The sequence below is a fragment of the Nonlabens sp. genome (assembly GCF_965660805.1).
Classification (GTDB): Bacteria; Bacteroidota; Bacteroidia; order Flavobacteriales; family Flavobacteriaceae; genus Nonlabens.
On the sequence record NZ_CBFIBE010000016.1, the window covers coordinates 19,963 to 40,145 of the forward strand.

At 35.8% G+C, this 20,183-nt stretch carries 18 protein-coding genes and 2 tRNA genes; 13 read left to right on the top strand and 7 right to left on the bottom strand.

Translation table 11 applies throughout. From position 1 onward, the window contains the following. Positions 1–67 precede the first annotated feature (67 nt). The 10 genes from ACTF48_RS05785 (at position 68) to ACTF48_RS05830 (ending at position 11,028) form a co-directional block, all read left to right on the top strand. Positions 68–949 carry a GLPGLI family protein gene (locus tag ACTF48_RS05785; RefSeq protein ID WP_438962201.1) on the top strand — a complete coding sequence of 294 codons (882 nt, stop codon included), beginning with the start codon at positions 68–70 and terminating at the stop codon, positions 947–949. Positions 950–1,031: 82 nt separating this feature from the next. Next, positions 1,032–1,913, top strand: a complete 882-nt coding sequence (locus ACTF48_RS05790) for a GLPGLI family protein (RefSeq protein WP_438962202.1) — start codon at positions 1,032–1,034, stop codon at positions 1,911–1,913. 102 nt (positions 1,914–2,015) lie between these two features. Next, positions 2,016–4,760 (top strand): carboxypeptidase regulatory-like domain-containing protein, encoded by a 2,745-nt coding sequence (locus tag ACTF48_RS05795; protein WP_438962203.1) that lies wholly within the window; start codon positions 2,016–2,018, stop codon positions 4,758–4,760. Positions 4,761–4,964: 204 nt separating this feature from the next. Then, the gene (hemW, locus tag ACTF48_RS05800; protein WP_438962204.1) at positions 4,965–6,128 is read left to right on the top strand and encodes a radical SAM family heme chaperone HemW; all 1,164 of its coding nucleotides are present in this window, start codon (positions 4,965–4,967) and stop codon (positions 6,126–6,128) included. Positions 6,129–6,133: 5 nt separating this feature from the next. Next, complete coding sequence (locus ACTF48_RS05805) at positions 6,134–6,628, top strand: hypothetical protein (protein ID WP_438962205.1); 495 nt, start codon at positions 6,134–6,136, stop codon at positions 6,626–6,628. A 2-nt stretch (positions 6,629–6,630) separates the two neighbouring features. Continuing rightward, complete coding sequence (locus ACTF48_RS05810; RefSeq protein WP_438962206.1) at positions 6,631–7,449, top strand: DUF6624 domain-containing protein; 819 nt, start codon at positions 6,631–6,633, stop codon at positions 7,447–7,449. Between the two features lie 64 nt (positions 7,450–7,513). Further along, entirely contained in the window at positions 7,514–8,251 is a 738-nt protein-coding gene (locus ACTF48_RS05815) for a cyclase family protein (RefSeq protein WP_438962207.1), read from the top strand. 9 nt (positions 8,252–8,260) lie between these two features. After that, positions 8,261–8,881, top strand: coding sequence for a DUF4230 domain-containing protein (locus tag ACTF48_RS05820; RefSeq protein WP_438962208.1), 621 nt, complete (start codon positions 8,261–8,263; stop codon positions 8,879–8,881). Then, the gene (locus ACTF48_RS05825) at positions 8,881–9,249 is read left to right on the top strand and encodes an MmcQ/YjbR family DNA-binding protein (RefSeq protein ID WP_438962209.1); all 369 of its coding nucleotides are present in this window, start codon (positions 8,881–8,883) and stop codon (positions 9,247–9,249) included. Before ACTF48_RS05820 ends, ACTF48_RS05825 begins: the two co-directional genes overlap by 1 nt. Then, positions 9,250–11,028, top strand: a complete 1,779-nt coding sequence (locus tag ACTF48_RS05830; RefSeq protein ID WP_438962210.1) for a MutS-related protein — start codon at positions 9,250–9,252, stop codon at positions 11,026–11,028. 117 nt (positions 11,029–11,145) lie between these two features. Here ACTF48_RS05830 and ACTF48_RS05835 read toward each other — a convergent pair whose 3' ends face one another. The 3 genes from ACTF48_RS05835 to ACTF48_RS05845 form a co-directional block, all read right to left on the bottom strand. Further along, positions 11,146–13,173, bottom strand: coding sequence for a M56 family metallopeptidase (locus ACTF48_RS05835; protein WP_438962211.1), 2,028 nt, complete (start codon positions 13,171–13,173; stop codon positions 11,146–11,148). Positions 13,174–13,175: 2 nt separating this feature from the next. Then, complete coding sequence (locus ACTF48_RS05840; protein WP_438962212.1) at positions 13,176–13,541, bottom strand: BlaI/MecI/CopY family transcriptional regulator; 366 nt, start codon at positions 13,539–13,541, stop codon at positions 13,176–13,178. Positions 13,542–14,042: 501 nt separating this feature from the next. Next, on the bottom strand, positions 14,043–15,428 hold the full coding sequence (locus ACTF48_RS05845) for a dipeptidase (protein WP_438962213.1): 1,386 nt from the start codon (positions 15,426–15,428) through the stop codon (positions 14,043–14,045). A 113-nt stretch (positions 15,429–15,541) separates the two neighbouring features. Between ACTF48_RS05845 and ACTF48_RS05850 the strand changes: the two genes are divergently transcribed. Beyond that, a tRNA-Leu gene (locus ACTF48_RS05850) sits at positions 15,542–15,623 on the top strand. A 35-nt stretch (positions 15,624–15,658) separates the two neighbouring features. On the opposite strand, the gene ACTF48_RS05855 is transcribed toward ACTF48_RS05850, so the two are convergent. From ACTF48_RS05855 to ACTF48_RS05865, 3 genes are all read right to left on the bottom strand, one after another. Beyond that, positions 15,659–16,747 carry a heparan-alpha-glucosaminide N-acetyltransferase domain-containing protein gene (locus tag ACTF48_RS05855; protein WP_438962214.1) on the bottom strand — a complete coding sequence of 363 codons (1,089 nt, stop codon included), beginning with the start codon at positions 16,745–16,747 and terminating at the stop codon, positions 15,659–15,661. A gap of 198 nt (positions 16,748–16,945) precedes the next feature. Further along, on the bottom strand, positions 16,946–17,215 hold the full coding sequence (locus ACTF48_RS05860; protein ID WP_438962215.1) for a GIY-YIG nuclease family protein: 270 nt from the start codon (positions 17,213–17,215) through the stop codon (positions 16,946–16,948). A 149-nt stretch (positions 17,216–17,364) separates the two neighbouring features. Next, positions 17,365–17,438: transfer RNA gene (locus ACTF48_RS05865), tRNA-Asp, on the bottom strand. Between the two features lie 153 nt (positions 17,439–17,591). Here ACTF48_RS05865 and ACTF48_RS05870 point away from each other — a divergent pair. Continuing rightward, positions 17,592–18,398: a Cof-type HAD-IIB family hydrolase gene (locus ACTF48_RS05870; RefSeq protein WP_438962216.1), complete on the top strand. Its 807-nt coding sequence runs from the start codon at positions 17,592–17,594 to the stop codon at positions 18,396–18,398. Between the two features lie 50 nt (positions 18,399–18,448). On the opposite strand, the gene ACTF48_RS05875 is transcribed toward ACTF48_RS05870, so the two are convergent. Further along, positions 18,449–18,982, bottom strand: a complete 534-nt coding sequence (locus tag ACTF48_RS05875) for a dihydrolipoamide dehydrogenase (RefSeq protein ID WP_438962217.1) — start codon at positions 18,980–18,982, stop codon at positions 18,449–18,451. Between the two features lie 52 nt (positions 18,983–19,034). On the opposite strand from ACTF48_RS05875, the gene ACTF48_RS05880 reads away from it, so the two are divergent. After that, positions 19,035–20,174 (top strand): tetratricopeptide repeat protein, encoded by a 1,140-nt coding sequence (locus ACTF48_RS05880; protein WP_438962218.1) that lies wholly within the window; start codon positions 19,035–19,037, stop codon positions 20,172–20,174. Positions 20,175–20,183 lie beyond the last annotated feature (9 nt).

A 20,183-nucleotide genomic window follows, 5' to 3' on the forward strand; every position in this document is an offset into this window, starting at 1 on the left:
TATGTAATCAGTTTAAATTAGAATTGTTTAAATTCACTCATCTTTGAACAAGTTAAATAAACATGTTATGAATAGATTGCATATTACACTGATCAGTTTTTTGGTTCTCGCTTTCGCGAAAGCGCATACCGCACAAGCTCAACAAGATTTTAAAGCAAAGGCGACGTACCTGTCACTGACTAAAATCAAAATGAAAAATGACTCTGCCATGAGTAAAAAAGCAGAGAGTGACCCGATGGTAAAAGCGCTCATGGAGCAGCTTAAAAAAGGAAGTCAACAAGAGTTTGAACTAGAGTTTACCAGAACAGAATCTTCTTATGATAAAGTTCAAGAATTAAAAACACCTGGTGGACCGAGTAGTGGAATATCATTTTCATTAACTACTAGTGGTGGTGTGGGAAGTACCATTTATAAAAATATAGAAGATAATACCTATATTAAACAAGGGAATATCATGGGAAAAGATTTTGTGATAAAAGATGAGCTGCCAGAGTATGAATGGAAACTATTGAATGAAACTAAAAAAATAGGAAAATATAACTGCTTTAAGGCTATTTATGTCCCAGAAATAAAACAAGATGAGCAAGAAGTGACTCAAGAAGAAGCTACTGAGGCAGCCGAGTCTGGATTATTAAATATGATGGATGATTATGACCCAACAATTAGCGCATGGTACACTCCAGAAATTCCTATAAGTAATGGACCTGGAGATTTTCATGGACTTCCTGGACTTATCATAGAAGTACAGGAAAACGACACTACCATTTTATTAACGGAACTGGTTTTAAATCCAGATCAGGACTTAAAACTAAAAAAACCTAAAGCTGGTAAGGAAATGAGTCAGGAAGATTTTAATAAACTTCAAAAAAGGAAAATGGACGAGATGATGGAACGACAGGGAAATGGTAAAGGTGGTTTTATCATTCAGAGTTTCTCTACAGGTGGTTAATTAAACCTTTATACTTTTGGATAGTCTTAACTGTTAAGTTAAAGAATCTGTCTAATTTTGCCAGGTTAATATTAAAAGGATTATGAAAAAGATAGTATTATTTATTGCAGTTGTTTTAAGTGGAGCAACTATGACAGCCCAAGATATGTATGGAGAGGCAACCTATATGTCTAAGGTTAAAATGGACAACAGCTGGATGGATAACAATCGCGACATAACACCAGAACGTCGCAAGCGCATTGAAGAGAACATGAAGAAGATGACTGAGAAAACTTATGTCCTTAAGTTCAATCGCACAGAGTCCACTTATAAGGAAGAAGTAGCGCTAGAAGCTCCTGGACAGCGTCGCGGCTGGGGCAGCATGATGGGAACCATGATGGCTGGAGAAAAGTATAAAGACATTACCGGTGGAACTTATACAGAACAACGTGATATGATGGGTAAAACATTCTTAATTCAAGATTCTATACCACAACTAGCATGGAAAATTACTGGTGAGTCTCGTAAAATAGGAAACTATATGGCTATGAAAGCTACAGCTACTATGCCTAGTGGAGAATTTGACTGGGCAAACTGGAGAAGAAAAGGTAGAGGTAAAGATGAAGCAGCAGCCGCTGAACAGAAGAGAAAAGATAGTATAGCCCAAGCAAGTGGTGATTTAACCGCTATGTTTGAAAAACCAGATGAGGTACAAGTAGTCGCATGGTTTACACCAGAAATTCCTGTACAGCACGGACCTGGAATATATGGAGGTTTACCAGGATTAATACTAGAAGTAAATTCTGGAAATACAACGCTGCTGTGTTCTCAGATCACCATTAATCCTGAAGAGCGAGATGAAATCAAGCCTGCAAAAAAAGGAGACGTAGTTACTCAAGAAGAATATGACAAAACTTTAAAAGTAAAAATGGACGAAATGAGACAGCGATGGAGTGGTGGAAGAGGCCGCAGTCGCGGTCGATAATAAGTTAAAATTATAAAAATTGTCTAGATGCGAGACTGACCATCTCGCATTTCTTTAACTAAAAAGTGAGATTCTCATAACCGGTGAATCTACAACCCTATTATGAAAAACAAATTACTCTTATTATCGCTTGCCCTGATTATATCAACAGGTACAGCAATGGCCCAAACTTTTAAAATTACTGGAACTGTAGTAGACAGTTTAGGGACACCATTACAAATGGCAAATGTGATTGCCTACCAGCAAGATAAAAACCTAGGAGCCTTTGGGATTACTAATCAGGCTGGAAACTATAAACTAGAAGGACTCAAAAAAGATAGTACTTATACGATTAAAGTTTCTTTTCTAGGACTCAAACAAATCGAGGAAAAAGTAGAAAACTTACAAGCTGACCTAGTTAAGAATTTTATGATGGTCGCAGGAGCAGATGAGCTCGATGCCGTGAATTTAACGTATCAAATGCCCGTTTCTATAAAAGGAGATACCATAGTCTATGATGCAGATAGTTTTACAAACGGTACTGAAGATAAACTAGGTGATGTGCTTAAAAAATTACCAGGTGTAGAGGTGAATGAAGATGGAGATATAAGCGTAGAAGGTCAGCAGGTAGAAAAAGTTCAAGTAGAAGGAAAGGATTTTTTTGAAGGTGATTCTAGACTCGCCACAAAAAACATCCCTGCAGATGCGGTAAGCAAAGTTCAAGTACTCAAAAATTATAACAATCAATCTCAGCTTAAAGGGTTAGGAAATGATCAAGATCGCTATGTGATTAATATCAAGCTCAAAGAAGGGAAGAAGAAATTCTGGTTTGGAGAAGCTACCGTAGGTGCTGGTTATGGTGGTAATGCTGAGCGTTATCTTATACAGCCCAAAGCTTTTTATTACAGTGAGAATTTCTCCGTAAATATTTTAACTGATTTCAACAATTTAGGTGTGCCTGCTTTTACAGGAAGAGATTTTAGAAGATTTACTGGATTTAGTCGTAGAGATACAAGGCAAAATAACGCGTCTATTAACGTTAGCCAAGCAAGCTCTTTTAATGGAGGAGCAACTAACAGAGCGCTTTCTATTGATAGTAGATTCTTAGCAGGAAATGCTTCTTGGAAAGTAAGTGATCAATTAGATATGAGTGCTTTTGCTATTCTTTCTAGTTCTGACACTCGCGCAAGAACTGTAAATAATCGTACTTTTATTGATAGCGGTTTGGTAGAAGATACAGATGATCAATCTACAGAACGTATTGAGTTAGGGATATTCAAGTTAGGAGCTGAGTATAATCCCAACTCAGACCTTTCTATAAATTATGATGGTCGTTTTAATATCACAAACGAGCGCGAACTTTCAGATTTTGTCTCACAACGTCCAGAGAATTTAACGGGAAACCCTGGAGACCCGTTAGTTGATATTACAGAAGATATAGGACAAGAAAATAGTCAAACGCCTATTTCATATAACCAGTCCCTAAACGCATATTACACCGCTGGAGAAAGACATATTTTTGCCTTAGAGTCTCAATTCTTAAATCAAGAAGAAGACCCATTTTATAATGCGATCCGAAATATTAGAGATCAACAGGATCCAGAACCTTTCAATGGTCAGCTAGGACTTGAACAGGCAGATCCTTTTAACATCAATCAAGAACGTTTTGTTAACACTAATAAGATTGATGCAAAACTGGATTATTTCTACGTGCTTAATAAGAAAAGCAATATTAATTTTACTCTAGGAACTACCGTTTCTCAACAAAATTATAGTTCAGATATTTTTCAAATTACAGATGCTGGAGAAAGGAATGAATTACAAGATGTACAATATAGAAATAATAATGTGCAGTATAATTTTACAGACTTATTTGCCGCAGTACATTATAAGTTTATTACGGGTAAGTTCACCTTTACTCCTGGTGTAACGGCACATAGTTTTAGAACTTATGATTTGCAAAATGGTGTAGAGAATTCTATAGAAACACAACGGTTAGTACCCGATTTTGAAGCGCGATTTGATATAAAAAGTTCGCAAAAGTTGAGATTAAATTATACTCAAAATGTAACCTTTAATGATGTAAACAGTTATGCAGAAGGTATTATTTTCAGAAATTATAACAGTTTAAATAGTGGTAATAACCAGCTAGAAGGTCAGCTTAATGATAATATAAGATTAGTGTACACAAACTTTAATATGTTTAATCTAACTAATATTTATGCCTTTGTTAACTACTCTAAACAGCGAGATGCCATTCAGTCTCAGGTTCAACTTGATGGAATAAATCAGGTAATTGCCCCTATAAATGGTTTGTTACCTAATGAGTCCTTAAACGGTAATGTGGGTTATAGTAGAGAAATTAAAAAAATTAGATTAGGAGCAAATGTCTCGGGAAGCTGGTCTAGTAATAACAACCTTATTAATGGTGTTGAACAGGAATCAGTGAATATCAATCAGTCCTATAGAATAGATGCAAGGTCTAATTTTCAGAAAGGCCTGAATTTTGATTTAAGCTATAATTTAGGAATTAATAATAGTGATAACGGCGCCTTTCAAATTGATGGTACGACAAATACTTACAGTGCTGGTATAGACCTGCAGATGGGTAAAAGATGGTTGCTCCGTGCAGATTATGACTTTAATGACTTCTCAAATAATGCCGGACAGGAAAACACTTTTGAATTCCTCGACGCATCTATTCGTTATCAAAAACCAGAATCCAGATGGCAATACTCCTTAATTGCCACTAACTTATTAAATGCTGAGTCCATTGTAGCAAATAACTTTGGTCAGATTGCAACATCTACTACTCAAACTTTTGTATTACCACGTTACATCTATTTCCAGATGCGATTTGATATATAGACAGTAATTTGTTTTTAATGATAATATTCAAAAGAGCTTCTTCGTAACTAACGAAGGAGCTCTTTCATTTTGATAAATTTATCTCTTCAATGGAGCTTTTTTGTAAAACCTGTTCTTTGTAATAAATCAACGTATCTTCAAGTTTTCAATTTCTTTTCAATTTCTTTTTGATTTTGATTTTGTTTTTAGCTTTAAGTTTGTTTCATGAGCGGTATCTATATTCACATTCCATTTTGTAAACAGGCCTGTCACTATTGTGATTTTCACTTTAGCACCAGCATGAAATATAAAAATGAGATGATTGCTGCACTGTGTGAGGAAATAAGACTAAGCAAGGAGCACCATGTTTTGGAGTTCGCTTTCGCGAAAGCAGATTCTCAAAACTCCATACAAACCATCTACTTCGGTGGTGGAACGCCTAGTGTGCTCGATACTTCTCAGATCAGTCAAATTATTGATACAGTTTATGAGAATTATCAAGTCACTGAAAACCCAGAAATCACACTAGAAGCAAATCCAGATGATTTAACCGAAGCGAAACTCAAAGAACTATCACAATCGCCCATCAATAGATTAAGCATAGGAATTCAGTCTTTTTTTGAAGAAGATTTAAAACTGATGAATCGAGCGCATAATGCTCAAGAAGCTCAGGAATGTATTCTTACAGCAAGATCCTATTTTGATAATATCTCCATAGATCTTATTTATGGTATTCCTGGAATGACTGTAGAGCGCTGGAGAGAGAATATCTATAAAGCCATAGACTTGCAAATACCACATATCTCTAGCTATGCACTGACCGTTGAGGATAAAACACCGCTCAAATCATTTATAGAAAAAGGAATTATAGCTCCAGTAGATGATGAACTTGCTCAACAGCATTTCCATATTTTACTCGATGCGATGCAACTGCACGGTTATAGTAATTATGAGTTCTCTAACTTTGGTAAAGAAGGCTATTTTTCTCAAAATAATACCGCATACTGGACCGGTAAAAGTTATTTAGGAATAGGTCCCAGCGCGCACAGCTTTGATGGTATAAAACGAGGATGGAATATTAATAATAATGTAAAGTACCTTAAATCCATTCAGGCAGGTGAATTGCCTATGGAAATAGAAGAACTCACCACGGTAGATCGTTATAATGAATATATTATGACTGGTTTGCGCACTATTTATGGCGTTTCACTTGAAAAAGTGAGTAAAGATTATGGAGCTAATTTTAAAACTTATTTACTAGATCAAGCTGCCGGTTATATAAAAGACCATTTACTATATTTAGATGGCGATACCTTACAGGTCACGCGCAAGGGGAAATTTTTAAGCGATGGCATAGCCAGTGAGTTATTTATGTTGAATTTGAATTAAAAACTATGAATGTTGTTGAAGAAATAAGACAAGAAAAAATAAACGCTATTGAAGTTGCTAAAGAGAAAAACAAGCAGTTTGAAGAGGCTTACCATCAGATCTATCAGCACAAAATTGTAAAAATATCTAAGAATGTCAGTTTCGGTATGGTAAGAGTATTGCTTATTGTGATTGCTGTCATTTTATTTGTTGCTGCTCTTTTTTGTTTTTTCCCAGGTGCTTTTATAACTGCTATGGAGGAAAGTGGAGAGTATTTAACTCAAACCGACAAAGAAGAAATTAGTTTGTTACTCCTAGTCATAGGATTAATTATTATAACCTTAAGCTTGTTTCATCTCTTCCTAGCTTATGTGATTAAGAGTAATAATAAAAAACGTACTATTATTTTTAAGCTCTCTGGTTTACTCGAGGAAATATTAGAATATCAAGAGAATGATATAAAGGAGCAAAAAAAGAGGTATGAAGTGTATGTAGATGAACATCTAAAAACCACCAAGTAGAAATGAAGAGATGGTATTTCATAGTCTTTTTAACACTAGGTTTATATTCTTGTCAGGATAAAAATGAACTACTCACCACTATCACTTATGATGAAATGGTAGAGTTGCTTACTGATAATAGCCTTACTATACCTAATGATGTTCCTTATTACAGTGTTAATGGTAAATTACTCACCATTAAAGAACGTACTCAACTAGCAAACCATTTACCCTTTGCAGACTGGATGATAAATGCTGATACTGTGCTTGTAAAAGTACAGTTACAAGACCCAGATAAAGTGCGCATCGCTCAAAAGATCAAACCATTACTAAAAAATGGTTCGAGTGATATAAATTGCGATCATCTAGAAGAACTTCTTAAAAGAATCTACACAAGAGATCAAGACGCAAGAACAGATAATCTTAAGGTTCAGGAAATTGATGAGAGTAACCTCACCGTTGTGGAACAAATCATTGAAAAATGTGGTATGCCTACACAAGAAAGCGCAGGGGAATTAGGTCATACCGCCATATGGCTCGTTATTCAACACGCCAGTGCAACAAAACGTAAACAATATTTTCCTATGCTCCTAGATGCCGCAAAAAACGGACTGCTAGAAAGGCAAGACATCGCCTTAATGCAAGATCGCATGCTTATGGATGATGGGAAACCACAACTCTACGGCTCACAAGTGTTCATGAATGAAGACGGTACTTATGAGTTATACGAGTTACAAGATCCAGAAAAAGTAAATGCTCGCCGTATAAAAATGGGCATGGGACCCTTACACGAGTACTTATCTTTTTTCCAGTTAGAGTTTAATGTCCCACAAAAAGATTAGTATGAAAAGAATAATTGTTTTATCTATTTTCATACTTATATCATGTCAATCTAAGAAACATACTATGCAAACTACCATACAGTTAGAAAACGAGCAAATTAATATACATCTAGACCAGCCCATAGACATCAGTCTTGCGGTACAAAATGATGCTGGAGTAGGAGCGTGGTACATAGACCAGCCGCAAATAAGTTATGTTGAGGTAGATGGATATGTGGGAAATGTAAAATTAGGTGGCTCGACTAATTTTAATAATGTTCATTTTAATCCACACAGTCACGGGACACACACAGAATGTGTCGGTCATATTACTGAAGCGTTTCACAGTGTGAATTCAGCTTTAAAAAAGACGTTCTTTAAAGCACAGTTGTTTAGTGTAACTCCAGACCGGCAAGGTGAAGATCTAGCCATTACTACAGCTCATTTTAAAGATTTACAAGCTGGAGTTGAGGCTGTTGTTATCCGTACTTTGCCTAACGCGGTAAGTAAAAAGTCTAAAAACTATTCTAATAGTAATCCACCTTATATCCTGGAAGATGTTATGATACGCTTTCGCGAAAGCGGCATAAAACACATCCTTATAGACTTACCTAGTGTAGATAAAGAAAAAGATAATGGTGCGTTACTGGCTCACAAGGCTTTTTGGGATTTTAACGGGACACAGCGTTTAGACGCTACCATTACAGAGTTAATTTATGTTCCTGACGCTGTAGTAGACGGACTTTATATGCTAGATTTACAGGTCGCGCCATTAGAAAATGATGCGGCACCATCACGACCAGTTCTATATCAAATATTGTAAATTTGAACCATGGAATTACTGTTTATAGGACTTGCCGCAGGTGCTGTGATTGCTTTTTTTGCTTTCAGGGCATTTATGGGAAAGATGAGTAAAAAAGAAAACACGCTCGAACAAAGTGTGGTGCTCATGGAAAAAATACGTTCTGTTTGCAAGTTCATTACCGTAGAAGGTGATTTTGCTGAGATTTATCATTACGAGATCGTAAAGGAGAAAATGATGAGTTTACTGCTGGGTAAAAAGAAAGCTATTATACTCATTAATGCAAAGGCTCACATAGGTTTTGACCTCACAAAAATAACTATGGATAGTGATCCTAAATCTAAGACGATCAGGCTGACTAACTTTCCGCAACCGCAAGTGTTAAGCATCGAGACAGATTTTAACTATTATGATAAAAGAGAAGGCTGGGCAAATTCTTTTACCAGTGAAGACCTTACTGAAATTTCTCGTAATGCAAAGCAACATATCATAGATAAAATTCCTGAAAGTGGTTTAATGCAACAAGCCCGTCAAGAGGCCTTGCAAACGATCCAACTTATGGAAGGACTGGCAGCTACCATAGGCTGGAAACTGGATTATTCTACACTGGTACTGGATGAGGTGGCAACGACTAAAAAACTAGAAGTTTAATGCACATCGATGAATTAAGAGATTATTGCATGAGTAAAAAAGGAGTTACTGAAGAGTTTCCCTTTGACGAGGTCACGCTGGTCTTTAAAGTAATGGGTAAGATGTTTTGCCTAGCTGGACTGGATCGCTGGGAACGTGGTGAGCCAGCTGTTAATCTAAAGTGCGATCCTGAGAAAGCGATTAAATTAAGAGAAGAATTTGATGGTACCGTGATAGGTGGTTTTCACAGTAATAAAAAACACTGGAATACCATTTTTACAGATCAAGCGATGGACACACCAGAACTTAAAAAATGGATAGATCACAGCTATGACTTAGTGGTTACAAAATTAACTCGAGCTCAAAAAGATGCTCTTAAAAACTTATAATTGAAAGATTCCCTAGTAGAAATTTATAAAAAACGCATAGATCGATTTAAGAAGCAGCGAGATATCTTAAAGAATCAATTGCGATTATCTAGCACGCTCAGACTTTTATTATTTATAGCTGGAGCCGCTGGAATTTACTTTTTCTGGTCACAATGGCAAGTTGCTCTCGCTATTGCGGCTGTTACTTTTATAGGTTTTTTAGTGCTTGTTTCCAGGCACGAGAATTTACGTAGAAAAAGAGATTTTCAACAAGCGCTACTAGATCGCAATAAACTAGAATTACAACTACTCGATCGTGATTTCTTACATAGACCTGATGGTGCTGAGTTTTTACAAGAGGAACATGAGTATAGTAGAGATATAGACCTCTTTGGGAATGGTTCTTTTTTTCAGTACATGAACCGTAGTGTCACTAAAGACGGTATCCACACTCTAGCACAGCAGTTTTTATCTAACGATATCGATCAAATACAGAGCAAACAAGAGGCTGTTCAAGAATTATCTCATAAGATAGATTTCAGGCATAACTATGGTGCAACTGCAACCTTGCTTAATAATGAAAAGAATCCTAAAACCATGCTGGCATGGATTAAAGGATATGAGATTTTTGTACCTCAAGTTTTTAAGTGGTTACCATGGGCATGGATCGCAGTGTCGGTTCTTTTAGGAATAGCATATTTTAAAGGTTGGGTAAATGGATACGTATTTGCAGCTTCTTTTTTTGGAGGACTTGCCATTACGGGTAAGTATGTAAAACGCATTACTGCTTTCAGTACAAATATTAGTGAGTTAGAATTATTTTTCCAGCAATACAGTCAGCTCATTCTTGCTGTAGAAAATGAAAATTTTGAAAGTGAACTGTTGAAAAAAATGAAATCTAGGATTATAGTAGGAGACGTTCCAGCCTCTGCTAGATTTCAGGAATTGGCTAGAGCTATAGGTAGATTAGACCAGCGCAATAATATGCTGTTTGGAGTTCTGGCAAATGGTTTTGGGCTATGGGATTTAAAACAAGTACATACCATAGAAGGCTGGTTAAAAGAAAACGCAAATCATATAGAAAACTGGCTAGAAACCGTAGCACAAATAGATGCTATGAACTCGTTAGGAAATTTTGCCTACAACCATAAGGACTACATCTACCCAACCATAGAAACTGGTGATTTTAAGTTACAAGTAAAAGAGGCGATACATCCTTTACTAGATCCAGTAAAAGCGATAGGAAATGACATTAACATATCGAGTGGAGAATTCTTTATCATCACCGGAGCAAATATGGCTGGAAAAAGTACGTTCTTAAGAACTGTTTCCATGAAAATAGTCATGGCAAATGTAGGACTACCCGTTTGCGCACAATCCATAGTGTACAGTCCTATTAAACTTATCACCAGCATGAGAACCAGCGATTCACTGACCGATGACGAGAGCTACTTTTTTAGCGAGTTAAAACGCCTCAAATACATCGTAGATAAAATAGAAACCGAACGGTATTTTATAGTCCTGGACGAAATCTTAAAAGGAACCAACAGTCAGGATAAAGCAAATGGCTCCAGAAAACTCATCGAGAAACTTTCCAGAAAACATGCTACAGGAATTATCGCCACACACGATTTAAGCCTTACTGAAGTTGCTCATGAATATGACAGTATCTCTAACTACTTCTTTGATGCTGATATTACAAATGACGTGCTCACCTTTGACTATAAATTCAAAGATGGCGTTGCCACTAATATGAATGCGAGTTTCTTGTTGAGGAAAATGGGGATTGTGGATAGTTAGGAAAATGAAATTGAACACTGAATTTTTGTTTTTTAAGATAAATCTTGATATTCTTAAATTCAAAGACATTTATATGCTGGCTTGGCTTCTTTTAATATTTTTTCAATTCCCATCCTTTCACTTTTTATCTTTGGCATTATATACTTGTTCATTTTTTTCAGAATACATCTTCAAAGAATTTACTCCATTTACAAGCATGATTTGAACGCCTTTGTTCCCGTTCTTTTGGATAAATGTTTTAGCCTTAGAAGCTGATACTTTTTCATTATTTATATAGTAATTCATGTCATCACCATAAAAATCTATATGATCTAGCGGTGTAGGAAATGATGAAGTGCGATTGTTTTTTACTCGCCAGTTTTCAAAATCTGTATTTTGCTCTAAATCTGAAAATACCATATTACCAAAATAGATATGTTTTACATTTCCGATAATTTCCTCACTATAGCTAGAAAAAGATACATTGATATTTTCTTTACTATCCAGATGATTTTTAATTTTTTGAATTTGGCCACTAGTTTGTTCTACATCTCCTATAAAAACTTTTATTGTTCCTTTTTTAACACCATAGATGAGTTCATTAAAGTCAACTGGAGCTGGCGGCGGCGGTGGCAGTATTTCTGCTATTTTTTCAGAATCTGTTTTATATAGATAGCTCCACGGTTCTACTTTAGAGAGCTGCTCTGTACTCATAGAACTATATAGTGCAATCATTCTCTTAGTATCTTCTTTAAAAATGACGATCCTTTTTTCATTTTTTAAAAACTCTTTATGACGTTCCAGCAGCCAGTTGTATTCTTCTAGTTCTTTTTGGGTTATCGAATCAGGTTCAGAGACTGGTGGTGGCGGTGGTGGTATTTCTCCGGCTTTTAAATTATGTCCTCTATTGAGATATGGCCATGGTTCATTTTGTGCACGTTGTTCATCGCTCATAGAATTAAAAATTATTTGCATTCGAGCTGTTTCATCTTTAAAAACAATTAAATCATTTTGATCCATGTATTCTTTATGCTTTTTAGCAAGCCGATTGTATTCATCTATCAGTTCAGGAGTTTCTCCTACATCTGTGAGTTCCATGATGAGTAATTTATATCCTTCTTTTTTGTAATCAAATTCCTTTCCTTTTTCATCAAAAATTGTAGCTTTTCCATTGATTAGCTCATAAGTAAAAACTCTATTTCCAACTGTTAGATATTCTTGTTTTGAAAAGTTTGAAATCATGATTGTTTTTTCTCCAAATTCTTTTTTTATAGGATCAAGTTGTTTTGTGTTTTTTATTTCTTCAAATTTTGTCTCTTCCTTCCCACAACTCATTACAAGTAATACAAGAACTGGAATAAGCACTAGACTTCTTATAAGTAAACTGGTGTGCGATGTACGTGTTTTCATGATACTAAATCTTTTTTTAATGATAGGAAAATTAAAGCTGTTTGCAAGTGCCGCACTATGGCTTTGCTGCGTGTAATGAAGTAAGGTTTTTTGATAATCATTTACGGGATTGCCTTGTTGAATAACGGCTTGGTCAGCAAGAAATTCATGGTTGAGTTTCATGGAGTATCTCAGGATATATAGCAAAGGATTGAACCAAAACACCACTAGCAATAACTCCATTATTAATATGTCTATAGAGTGTTTCTGGTCCAGATGTGCTTTCTCGTGCTCAAGAACGGCAAGCGGAATTTCATCCTTTTCATACTCTGATTGCGCCACAAAAATGCGTCTTAAAAAAGAGTGAGGTACAGTAAATAGGTTTCTTAATATGAGCTGGTAATTACCATAAGAATCTATTTTATCACCATTTTGAATACGGAAAGTGATGAGGTTTTTTATAAATCTCCATAGCATTATTAGAATACCTATCACGTAAATGAGTAGTGAGACCATTTCCCAATTGATAGCAAATTCCTCGGGCTGGTTGTTGATTTCTAAACTTACGGGCATGGCTGTAAGTTCTGGAATAGGAGTATTTTCTATAGGTATGATAGTAGTCTCTACTACTATTAATGGAATCATACTAGAAATGACTATCGCACTTAGTAAATAATACCTTTTAAAACGATGCCAAGAAGTATTTTCCAGTAATAATTTATAGGTTAACCACAATACAAATAAACAAGCGGTGGAATTTAAAAGAAAATGTTCCATGATTACTTCTTTTTAATTTGACCATCGATAATATCTCGCAATTGTTTTAATTCTTCTTGAGAAAGCTGCGTTTCTTTAGTAAAAAATGAAGCAAACTGGCTAGCACTATCATTAAAAAAGTTTTTAATGAGTCCATTCACGTGTTTAGAGAAATAGTCACTCTTTTTTACTAGTGGGAAATATTCTCTACTACGGCCTAAAATTTTAAATCCTACAAAACCTTTATAGGTCATGCGCTTTAACAGCGTGGCTATGGTCGTAGTCGCAGGTTTAGGTTCTGGATATTCCTCTAGTAAGTCTTTCATAAAAGCTTTTTCAAGCTTCCATAAGTGACTCATGAGTTCTTCTTCGGTTTTAGACAGTTTCATGCTCTACAATATTAGAATGTACTCTACAAATGTAGAATAATATTTTAATTCTACAAGTGTAGAGCGATAATAAGTAAAATCAAAATCAAATGACTGCTCTTAAAGCCGTTTAAATTGCAGATGCGCTGCATAACGGAATCGGCTACTATTTTATTAATTGTTAGATAACAAGGTTTGATTTTCTGCTTTCGCGAAAATTTAATAGATCACCTATATTTAGGTATAGAACCGCGATAGTGATAGTAGCGGCATCCTTTTATGTAGCTTGTGGAATAAAAGATATAGCGGATAGCACGGTCATAAGTAAAAGCGTCTAGCGATAGCAAAGAGGTTTTACTTATGAATCGCCCCAATAAAAATCCCACTCTAATTAATAGAATGGGATAGTTTTTAAAATCAAAAAGGTAATTTAGATTTTGGGTTGAAAAAGAGAATGTGTGATTTTAAACTAAAACTTAAAAACTAATAGCTCACATACTCACAGCTCAAAGATTCACAAACTTACTTACTCATAGCCGTAAAATGTTTGTAAAAATGAGGTATAGTCTCGATTCCTTTTAAGTAATTCCATACTCCAAAATGCTCGTTAGGTGAGTGAATCGCATCACTATCCAGACCAAAGCCCATGAGAATAGACTTAGAATTCAACTCTTTTTCAAACAGGGCAACTATGGGAATGGAACCACCACTGCGCTGTGGAATAGGTGTTTTTCCAAAGGTGTCTTCATAAGCGGCGCTTGCTGCCTGATAGCCTACTGAGTCTATAGGAGTCACATAAGCGGTACCACCATGATGAGGATTCACTTTTACTTTTACACTTGCTGGCGCTATGTTTTCAAAGTGTTTTTGAAACAATTCTGTGATTTCTTGCCAGTTCTGATCTGGCACTAATCGCATAGAGATTTTTGCATAAGCTTTACTAGCGATCACAGTTTTGGCACCTTCACCGGTGTATCCACCCCATATTCCATTTACGTCCAGTGTAGGTCTTATGCTGTTGCGCTCATTAGTAGAATATCCTTTCTCGCCATGTTCTTGCGCTATATCTAGTGCTTTATTATAAGCCTCTTGAGAGAAAGGTGCTTTGGCCATTTCGGCACGTTCTTCTTTACTTAATTCTTCTACTTTATCATAGAAACCTGGGATAGTAATGTGGTTGTTCTCATCATGTAATTGAGCGATCATATCGCATAAAATATTGATAGGGTTTGCCACGGCACCACCATAAAGTCCAGAGTGTAAATCGCGATTAGGTCCTGTAACTTCTACTTCTACATAGCTTAAACCACGCAATCCCGTAGTGATACTAGGAACATCCTTAGCAATCATTCCAGTGTCTGAAATTAAGATTACATCATTTGCGAGTTTTTCACGGTTGCGTTCTAAGAACCAGCCTAGTGATTCACTACCTACTTCTTCCTCACCTTCAATCATGAACTTAACGTTACACGGTAATTCATTATTTACGGTCATGTATTCAAGTGCTTTCACGTGCATATACATTTGACCTTTATCGTCACAGGCACCACGGGCAAAAATGGCTCCATCGGGATGCAAATCTGTTTTCTTAATCACTGGCTCAAACGGCGGGCTGTCCCACAGATTGATAGGATCTGGCGGTTGTACGTCATAATGACCATAAACTAATACAGTAGGAAGGTTTTTATCAATTATTTTTTCTCCATAGACGATCGGGTAGCCAGGTGTTTCACATATTTCTACATGGTCGCAGCCCGCATTTTCTAAAGATTCCTTGATGACTTTACTTGTTTTAATCACGTCATCTTTATAAGCAGCATCGGCACTTATGGATGGGATTTTAAGTAAGTCTATGAGTTCATTTATGAATCGATCTTTGTGCTGATCGACATAAGTTTTAGTGTTCATTGAAATAGTATTTGAGGTAAAGATAAGAAAGGAGAAATTTTTATTTCTGAAAGAATTTGTAATATGTGAAAAGTATGTATATTTGCGCTCCCGAATAGGGAAATTACCAGTATGCGGATGTGATGGAACTGGTAGACATGCTAGACTTAGGATCTAGTGCTTCACGGCGTGCAGGTTCGATTCCTGTCATCCGCACAGAAAAAAGGCTCTTCAGCAATGAAGAGCTTTTTTTAGTTTAGATCTTTTTTTAAATATCCTCTTAACTTTTTATAGATAAATGTATTTGTTCTAATGCCATAGAGCGATATGAGGCAAACTATAATCATAAACAGTAATGCTCCTGTTGCTGCTTGATAGGGATTTAATGTTTTACCTATGAGCTGAGAAAGTCCTAATCCAGTAAGGCTGCCGTAGATGATAATAAAATGCACCACATAAATAGAAAGGGTTTTTTGGCCTATTTTGAAGATCATTTGGTTTTTCATAAAGCGTTCTAAAGCATAGAATAATCCTAACAATATGAGCACATTTCCTAGTCGCGTGAAAAGGTAATTGTAATAGGCAACATCTTTAAACAAGGTAATATCACTCCATTTATATAACCACATAAAAAGGTGTGATGAGTTATAAATAAGTAAACTTCCCACTATGATCAATCCAGATACTAGAATAGGTTTAAATTTTTCTTTACCTACATATCTATAGAATAAAGATGCAATAAAAGCACCTATGGCCATGTAGCCTAGCCACGGTAGAATTGTAAAAATAGAACCGTTTGATTTTGATAAGTAATTTGCAAAAACTAAGGGAATCCTACTGGTGTCTAGTTCTCTATACCAAGGTTCTAAACTAAAAATAGTGATCCCTAGAACCAGCATGACCATCGAGAAAACAAGGGACTTTTTAAAAGTTAAATAGTAAATACCTACGGTGATTATAATGGATAAACCTATAATTTGTAAAACATCTATTACTAAAAAATAGGTTCTAAAAGATCCTGTGAGCCATTCAAAAATGGGAGCTCTAAGTCCATAACCTATGGCTATGAGTAACAATCCTCGCATCAATCCTTTTCTTATACGTTTGGGAGCTAGTCCTTTTTTCTTAGACTTCATTAATAAATAGGTAAAAATGATTCCAGAAATAGTAAAGAAGGTCGGAGCAGTGATTCCTCTGAAGTATGTCCATATTTGAAAAACAGTGCTTTCAGGATTTCTATATTCTGGTGCGAGTAAGGTGTCAATAAAATGACCTTGTAGCATCATTAAGATCGCAAATGCACGTACAGCGTCGATAAAGAAAAGTCGGTTGGTTTTCAAATTTTGTACTAATATGAGAAGTAAAACTAAGGTTTATTTTTAAAGAATTCTATGGATAGTTACTTGTATGTGTTTTTGGTATAGATCAATATTCTATATCAATAAGGAATCAAGAATGTTAAACCAGTAATTTTTATAACACAAACCTCCATAAAACAAAAAAGCCTCTCCTGTTCGGAATCTCGGCTGAGCCGAGACTCAAAAAGTAAAACTCTTGATGATATTATAATCTTGTAGGATAGCCCAAGTTAGATACTTGCGATGCTGTCGTTTCAACATTTTTTCGTTTTTTAAGGCTTCACTTTTAGTGCTAAATTCTCTTATGAAGACTAGCTCCCAATCATTAGTTTTAGATGTGTATTTTGATTTCCCATTTAAGTGGTTCAGGAATCTTTCTTGAATATTTGAAGTACTTCCTTTATAATATACATCTAGTGATTCAGAGAACATCATATAAACAAAATACATAAATATCTTTTAAATCCCTGTAAAACAAAAAAGCCTCTCCTGTTCGGAAAAGCTTCTCAAAAAGTGTCTTGTGACACCTTCTCAAATCCTCAATTGTTTTAGAGGACACACAACTTGAAGTGTTTATTTCGTTGTCAAACGAAAAAAAGCGGTCTGGACGAGACTCGAACTCGCGACCCTCTGCGTGACAGGCAGATATTCTAACCAACTGAACTACCAGACCGTGTTCTAAAGAACTTCGCTAGCACATTTCTGCTTTAGCGGTTGCAAATATAGTTTTCATTTTAATAAACGCAAGTAGTTTTTGAAAATATTTCATTTTTTTTTAGACTTACTTTAAAATAGAACCTTTTACCTTTGTTTTTCAAATACATACATGATTCAACTTCTCGCCACAGATATAGACGGTACGCTGCTCGATGAGCATAGATTCCTATCTACACAGACTATTCAAGCTTTTAAAAAAGTACGAGACATTCCAGTGATTTTAATTTCTGCTCGCATGCCACAAGCTATGTATTACTTGCAAGATGCGTTAGAGAGAAGAGAAATGCCCATTATATGTTATAATGGAGCACTGGTTTTAAATCAACAGGAAGAGATTTTCAGTACTTCTATTCCGTTTTATGATATGCAAGAACTTGCGCAAATCGCACAAGATCATGACTTGCATTGTAGTATTTACAGAGGTGATGAGTGGTTTGTACCTCAAATGGATCACTGGGCAAATCGTGAGGTGAATAATACGCGTGTCACACCTCAAGTGCAGGATTTAGAAACTACACTATCTTATTTTAAAGCCACACAGCAGCAAGGTGGTGCTCATAAAATAATGTTGATGGGTGATCGAGATGCTATGGATTCCGCTTTCGCGAAAGCGAGTCAACTACCAGCTCAACTGCACTTATACCGTTCTAAAGATACTTACACAGAGATCTCGCCAAAAGATATTTCAAAAAAAACAGCTCTAGAAATTTTGATTAAAAACGCTTTTGAGCAGGTTGAAATGCAATATGTTGCTGCTTTTGGAGATAATTATAATGACGTAGAAATGATTGCTGGAGTAGGTCATGGCGTTGCAGTAGAAAACGCACGCGACGAGGTGAAAGCGGTAGCAAATTATCAAACAGCGCATCATAAACAACATGGAGTAGCGCAATGGATAGAAACTTATTTAAAATAAAAATGCGACCTTAATTAAAGATCGCATTTTGATAGTATTTAAAACAGGTATTATTCTACTTTTAAAATGTCTGTTTCTGTAATTCCTCCTAGGTGCATCACACTATTATAATCTGTAATATCTAGTGTAGGATCGTTAGCAAGATCTGCTGGCAGAATAACTACTCTAAAAATTTGGTTATCAGTGTCTGCAGGAGCAAGTAAATTGAAGTCGGTTGTCGATGGTCCGTCCAAGAAAATACGTATATCTTCAAAGGTTGAATCATAATTATATGAGAATTCACCAAAATCACTATAAATGGTTTGTGGTACTAATCTCCATACGTCAGTAGGTAGTCCATCACCAGCTGTAACTGTCTCCCAACTTATATAAACTAAAATCATATCAGATTCAAACACAGTGATATCTACTGGATGAAACCCGCTAATTTCATAGTTATTAAGTGCCGAAAAACTTCCGGTAATTTCGTAGGACTGAGCAACAAAGTCATCTCCGTTTCGTCCGTCAAATCCGCGAGGACCTTGTGGGCCTTCACAAGAAATGAATACTACGGCGAGTGTTAAAAGTAAAGCTAGTTTTTTCATAATTAATTGATATTTCTTTTGATACGTCAATAACCTTGCCTAACTTTAAAAAATGCATTTGAAATTAACTTTTCTTGTCACTTTTATATATTCTTGGGCTGTTGTTGCTCAACTGGATCAAGGAGATACTTTTACTACTACAGGTAACTGGAAAGCTGCCATAGCGGCTTATGAGTCTGCACCTGCAAGTGCTCAAAAAGATTTTAAACTCGCCCAAGCTTATAACCAGCTAGGAAACACCTTTAAAGCGATTCAGTTTTATGAAAAAGGCTTTCAGTTAGACAGCACGAGTATAAAACCACTTTATGAATATGGTAAGCTCTTCATATATAGTCAGCAACATGATAAGGCAGTACCTGTTTTCCAGAGCTTGATAAAACAACAAGGTGGTAACGCCACTTTTTATTATTATCTAGGAGAGGCTTGGAGTGGTTTGAACCAGACTGAGTTGGCTATAACTGCTTATGCACGAGCACTTGAACTTAATGAAGAGTACCGTGCTGCCAGACTGGACTTAATTAAAAACTTGATTAAAAAACGTGATTTTGCACAAGCTGTAAGACTTGCAAAAACTGGAATAGCCATGGATCCTGATGATCTGAAGATGAATAGTTACTTAGCACAAGCTTATGTAAACACTAAGTTATACATGCTAGCTATTCCTGTTTTTGAACATTTATTGGCACTAGGAAATGAAACAGAGTACAATCGCAATGGGCTTGCCTTTTCTTATTACAGCGATCAGCAATTTGAAAAGGCCATAGAACAGTATCAAATTTACATGAAGGATTATGATGATAAAAAACCAACTGTTTATTATAACCTTTCAGTAGCTTATATGAAATTAGAAAAATATCCTGAAGCCATAGATGCTATAGAAACCGCTATTGCTTTAAGAAGACCATTGCTAAATAAAGAGTTTATGCAACTAGCAGCTGTTCATGCTCGCAATGGTGATATTAAAAACGCTTTTTATGCACTTAAAGCTGCTCAAAAAGAACGTAGCGATGACCCTTTAATTAATTATCAAGTAGCCGTAGCAGCAGATCGTTATTTTAAAGATAAAAATACCATAATCCCTTATTATGAAAAGTATATAGAACTCCACGGAGAAAACAGTGATTATGGGGCACTCGCCTCAGAACGCCTGTCAGATTTAAAGCAAGCTGTTTTCATGAACGGCGACGATTAGAAAAATGGT

What these genes read in the sequence shown, in the direction of transcription:
- ACTF48_RS05785 (WP_438962201.1), top strand. Translation starts at nt 68, where the DNA reads ATGAATAGATTGCATATTACACTGATCAGTTTTTTGGTTCTCGCTTTC.
- ACTF48_RS05790 (WP_438962202.1), top strand. Translation starts at nt 1,032, where the DNA reads ATGAAAAAGATAGTATTATTTATTGCAGTTGTTTTAAGTGGAGCAACT.
- ACTF48_RS05795 (WP_438962203.1), top strand. Translation starts at nt 2,016, where the DNA reads ATGAAAAACAAATTACTCTTATTATCGCTTGCCCTGATTATATCAACA.
- hemW (WP_438962204.1), top strand. Translation starts at nt 4,965, where the DNA reads ATGAGCGGTATCTATATTCACATTCCATTTTGTAAACAGGCCTGTCAC.
- ACTF48_RS05805 (WP_438962205.1), top strand. Translation starts at nt 6,134, where the DNA reads ATGAATGTTGTTGAAGAAATAAGACAAGAAAAAATAAACGCTATTGAA.
- ACTF48_RS05810 (WP_438962206.1), top strand. Translation starts at nt 6,631, where the DNA reads ATGAAGAGATGGTATTTCATAGTCTTTTTAACACTAGGTTTATATTCT.
- ACTF48_RS05815 (WP_438962207.1), top strand. Translation starts at nt 7,514, where the DNA reads ATGCAAACTACCATACAGTTAGAAAACGAGCAAATTAATATACATCTA.
- ACTF48_RS05820 (WP_438962208.1), top strand. Translation starts at nt 8,261, where the DNA reads ATGGAATTACTGTTTATAGGACTTGCCGCAGGTGCTGTGATTGCTTTT.
- ACTF48_RS05825 (WP_438962209.1), top strand. Translation starts at nt 8,881, where the DNA reads ATGCACATCGATGAATTAAGAGATTATTGCATGAGTAAAAAAGGAGTT.
- ACTF48_RS05835 (WP_438962211.1), bottom strand. Translation starts at nt 13,173, where the DNA reads ATGGAACATTTTCTTTTAAATTCCACCGCTTGTTTATTTGTATTGTGG.
- ACTF48_RS05840 (WP_438962212.1), bottom strand. Translation starts at nt 13,541, where the DNA reads ATGAAACTGTCTAAAACCGAAGAAGAACTCATGAGTCACTTATGGAAG.
- ACTF48_RS05845 (WP_438962213.1), bottom strand. Translation starts at nt 15,428, where the DNA reads ATGAACACTAAAACTTATGTCGATCAGCACAAAGATCGATTCATAAAT.
- ACTF48_RS05860 (WP_438962215.1), bottom strand. Translation starts at nt 17,215, where the DNA reads ATGTATTTTGTTTATATGATGTTCTCTGAATCACTAGATGTATATTAT.
- ACTF48_RS05870 (WP_438962216.1), top strand. Translation starts at nt 17,592, where the DNA reads ATGATTCAACTTCTCGCCACAGATATAGACGGTACGCTGCTCGATGAG.
- ACTF48_RS05875 (WP_438962217.1), bottom strand. Translation starts at nt 18,982, where the DNA reads ATGAAAAAACTAGCTTTACTTTTAACACTCGCCGTAGTATTCATTTCT.
- ACTF48_RS05880 (WP_438962218.1), top strand. Translation starts at nt 19,035, where the DNA reads ATGCATTTGAAATTAACTTTTCTTGTCACTTTTATATATTCTTGGGCT.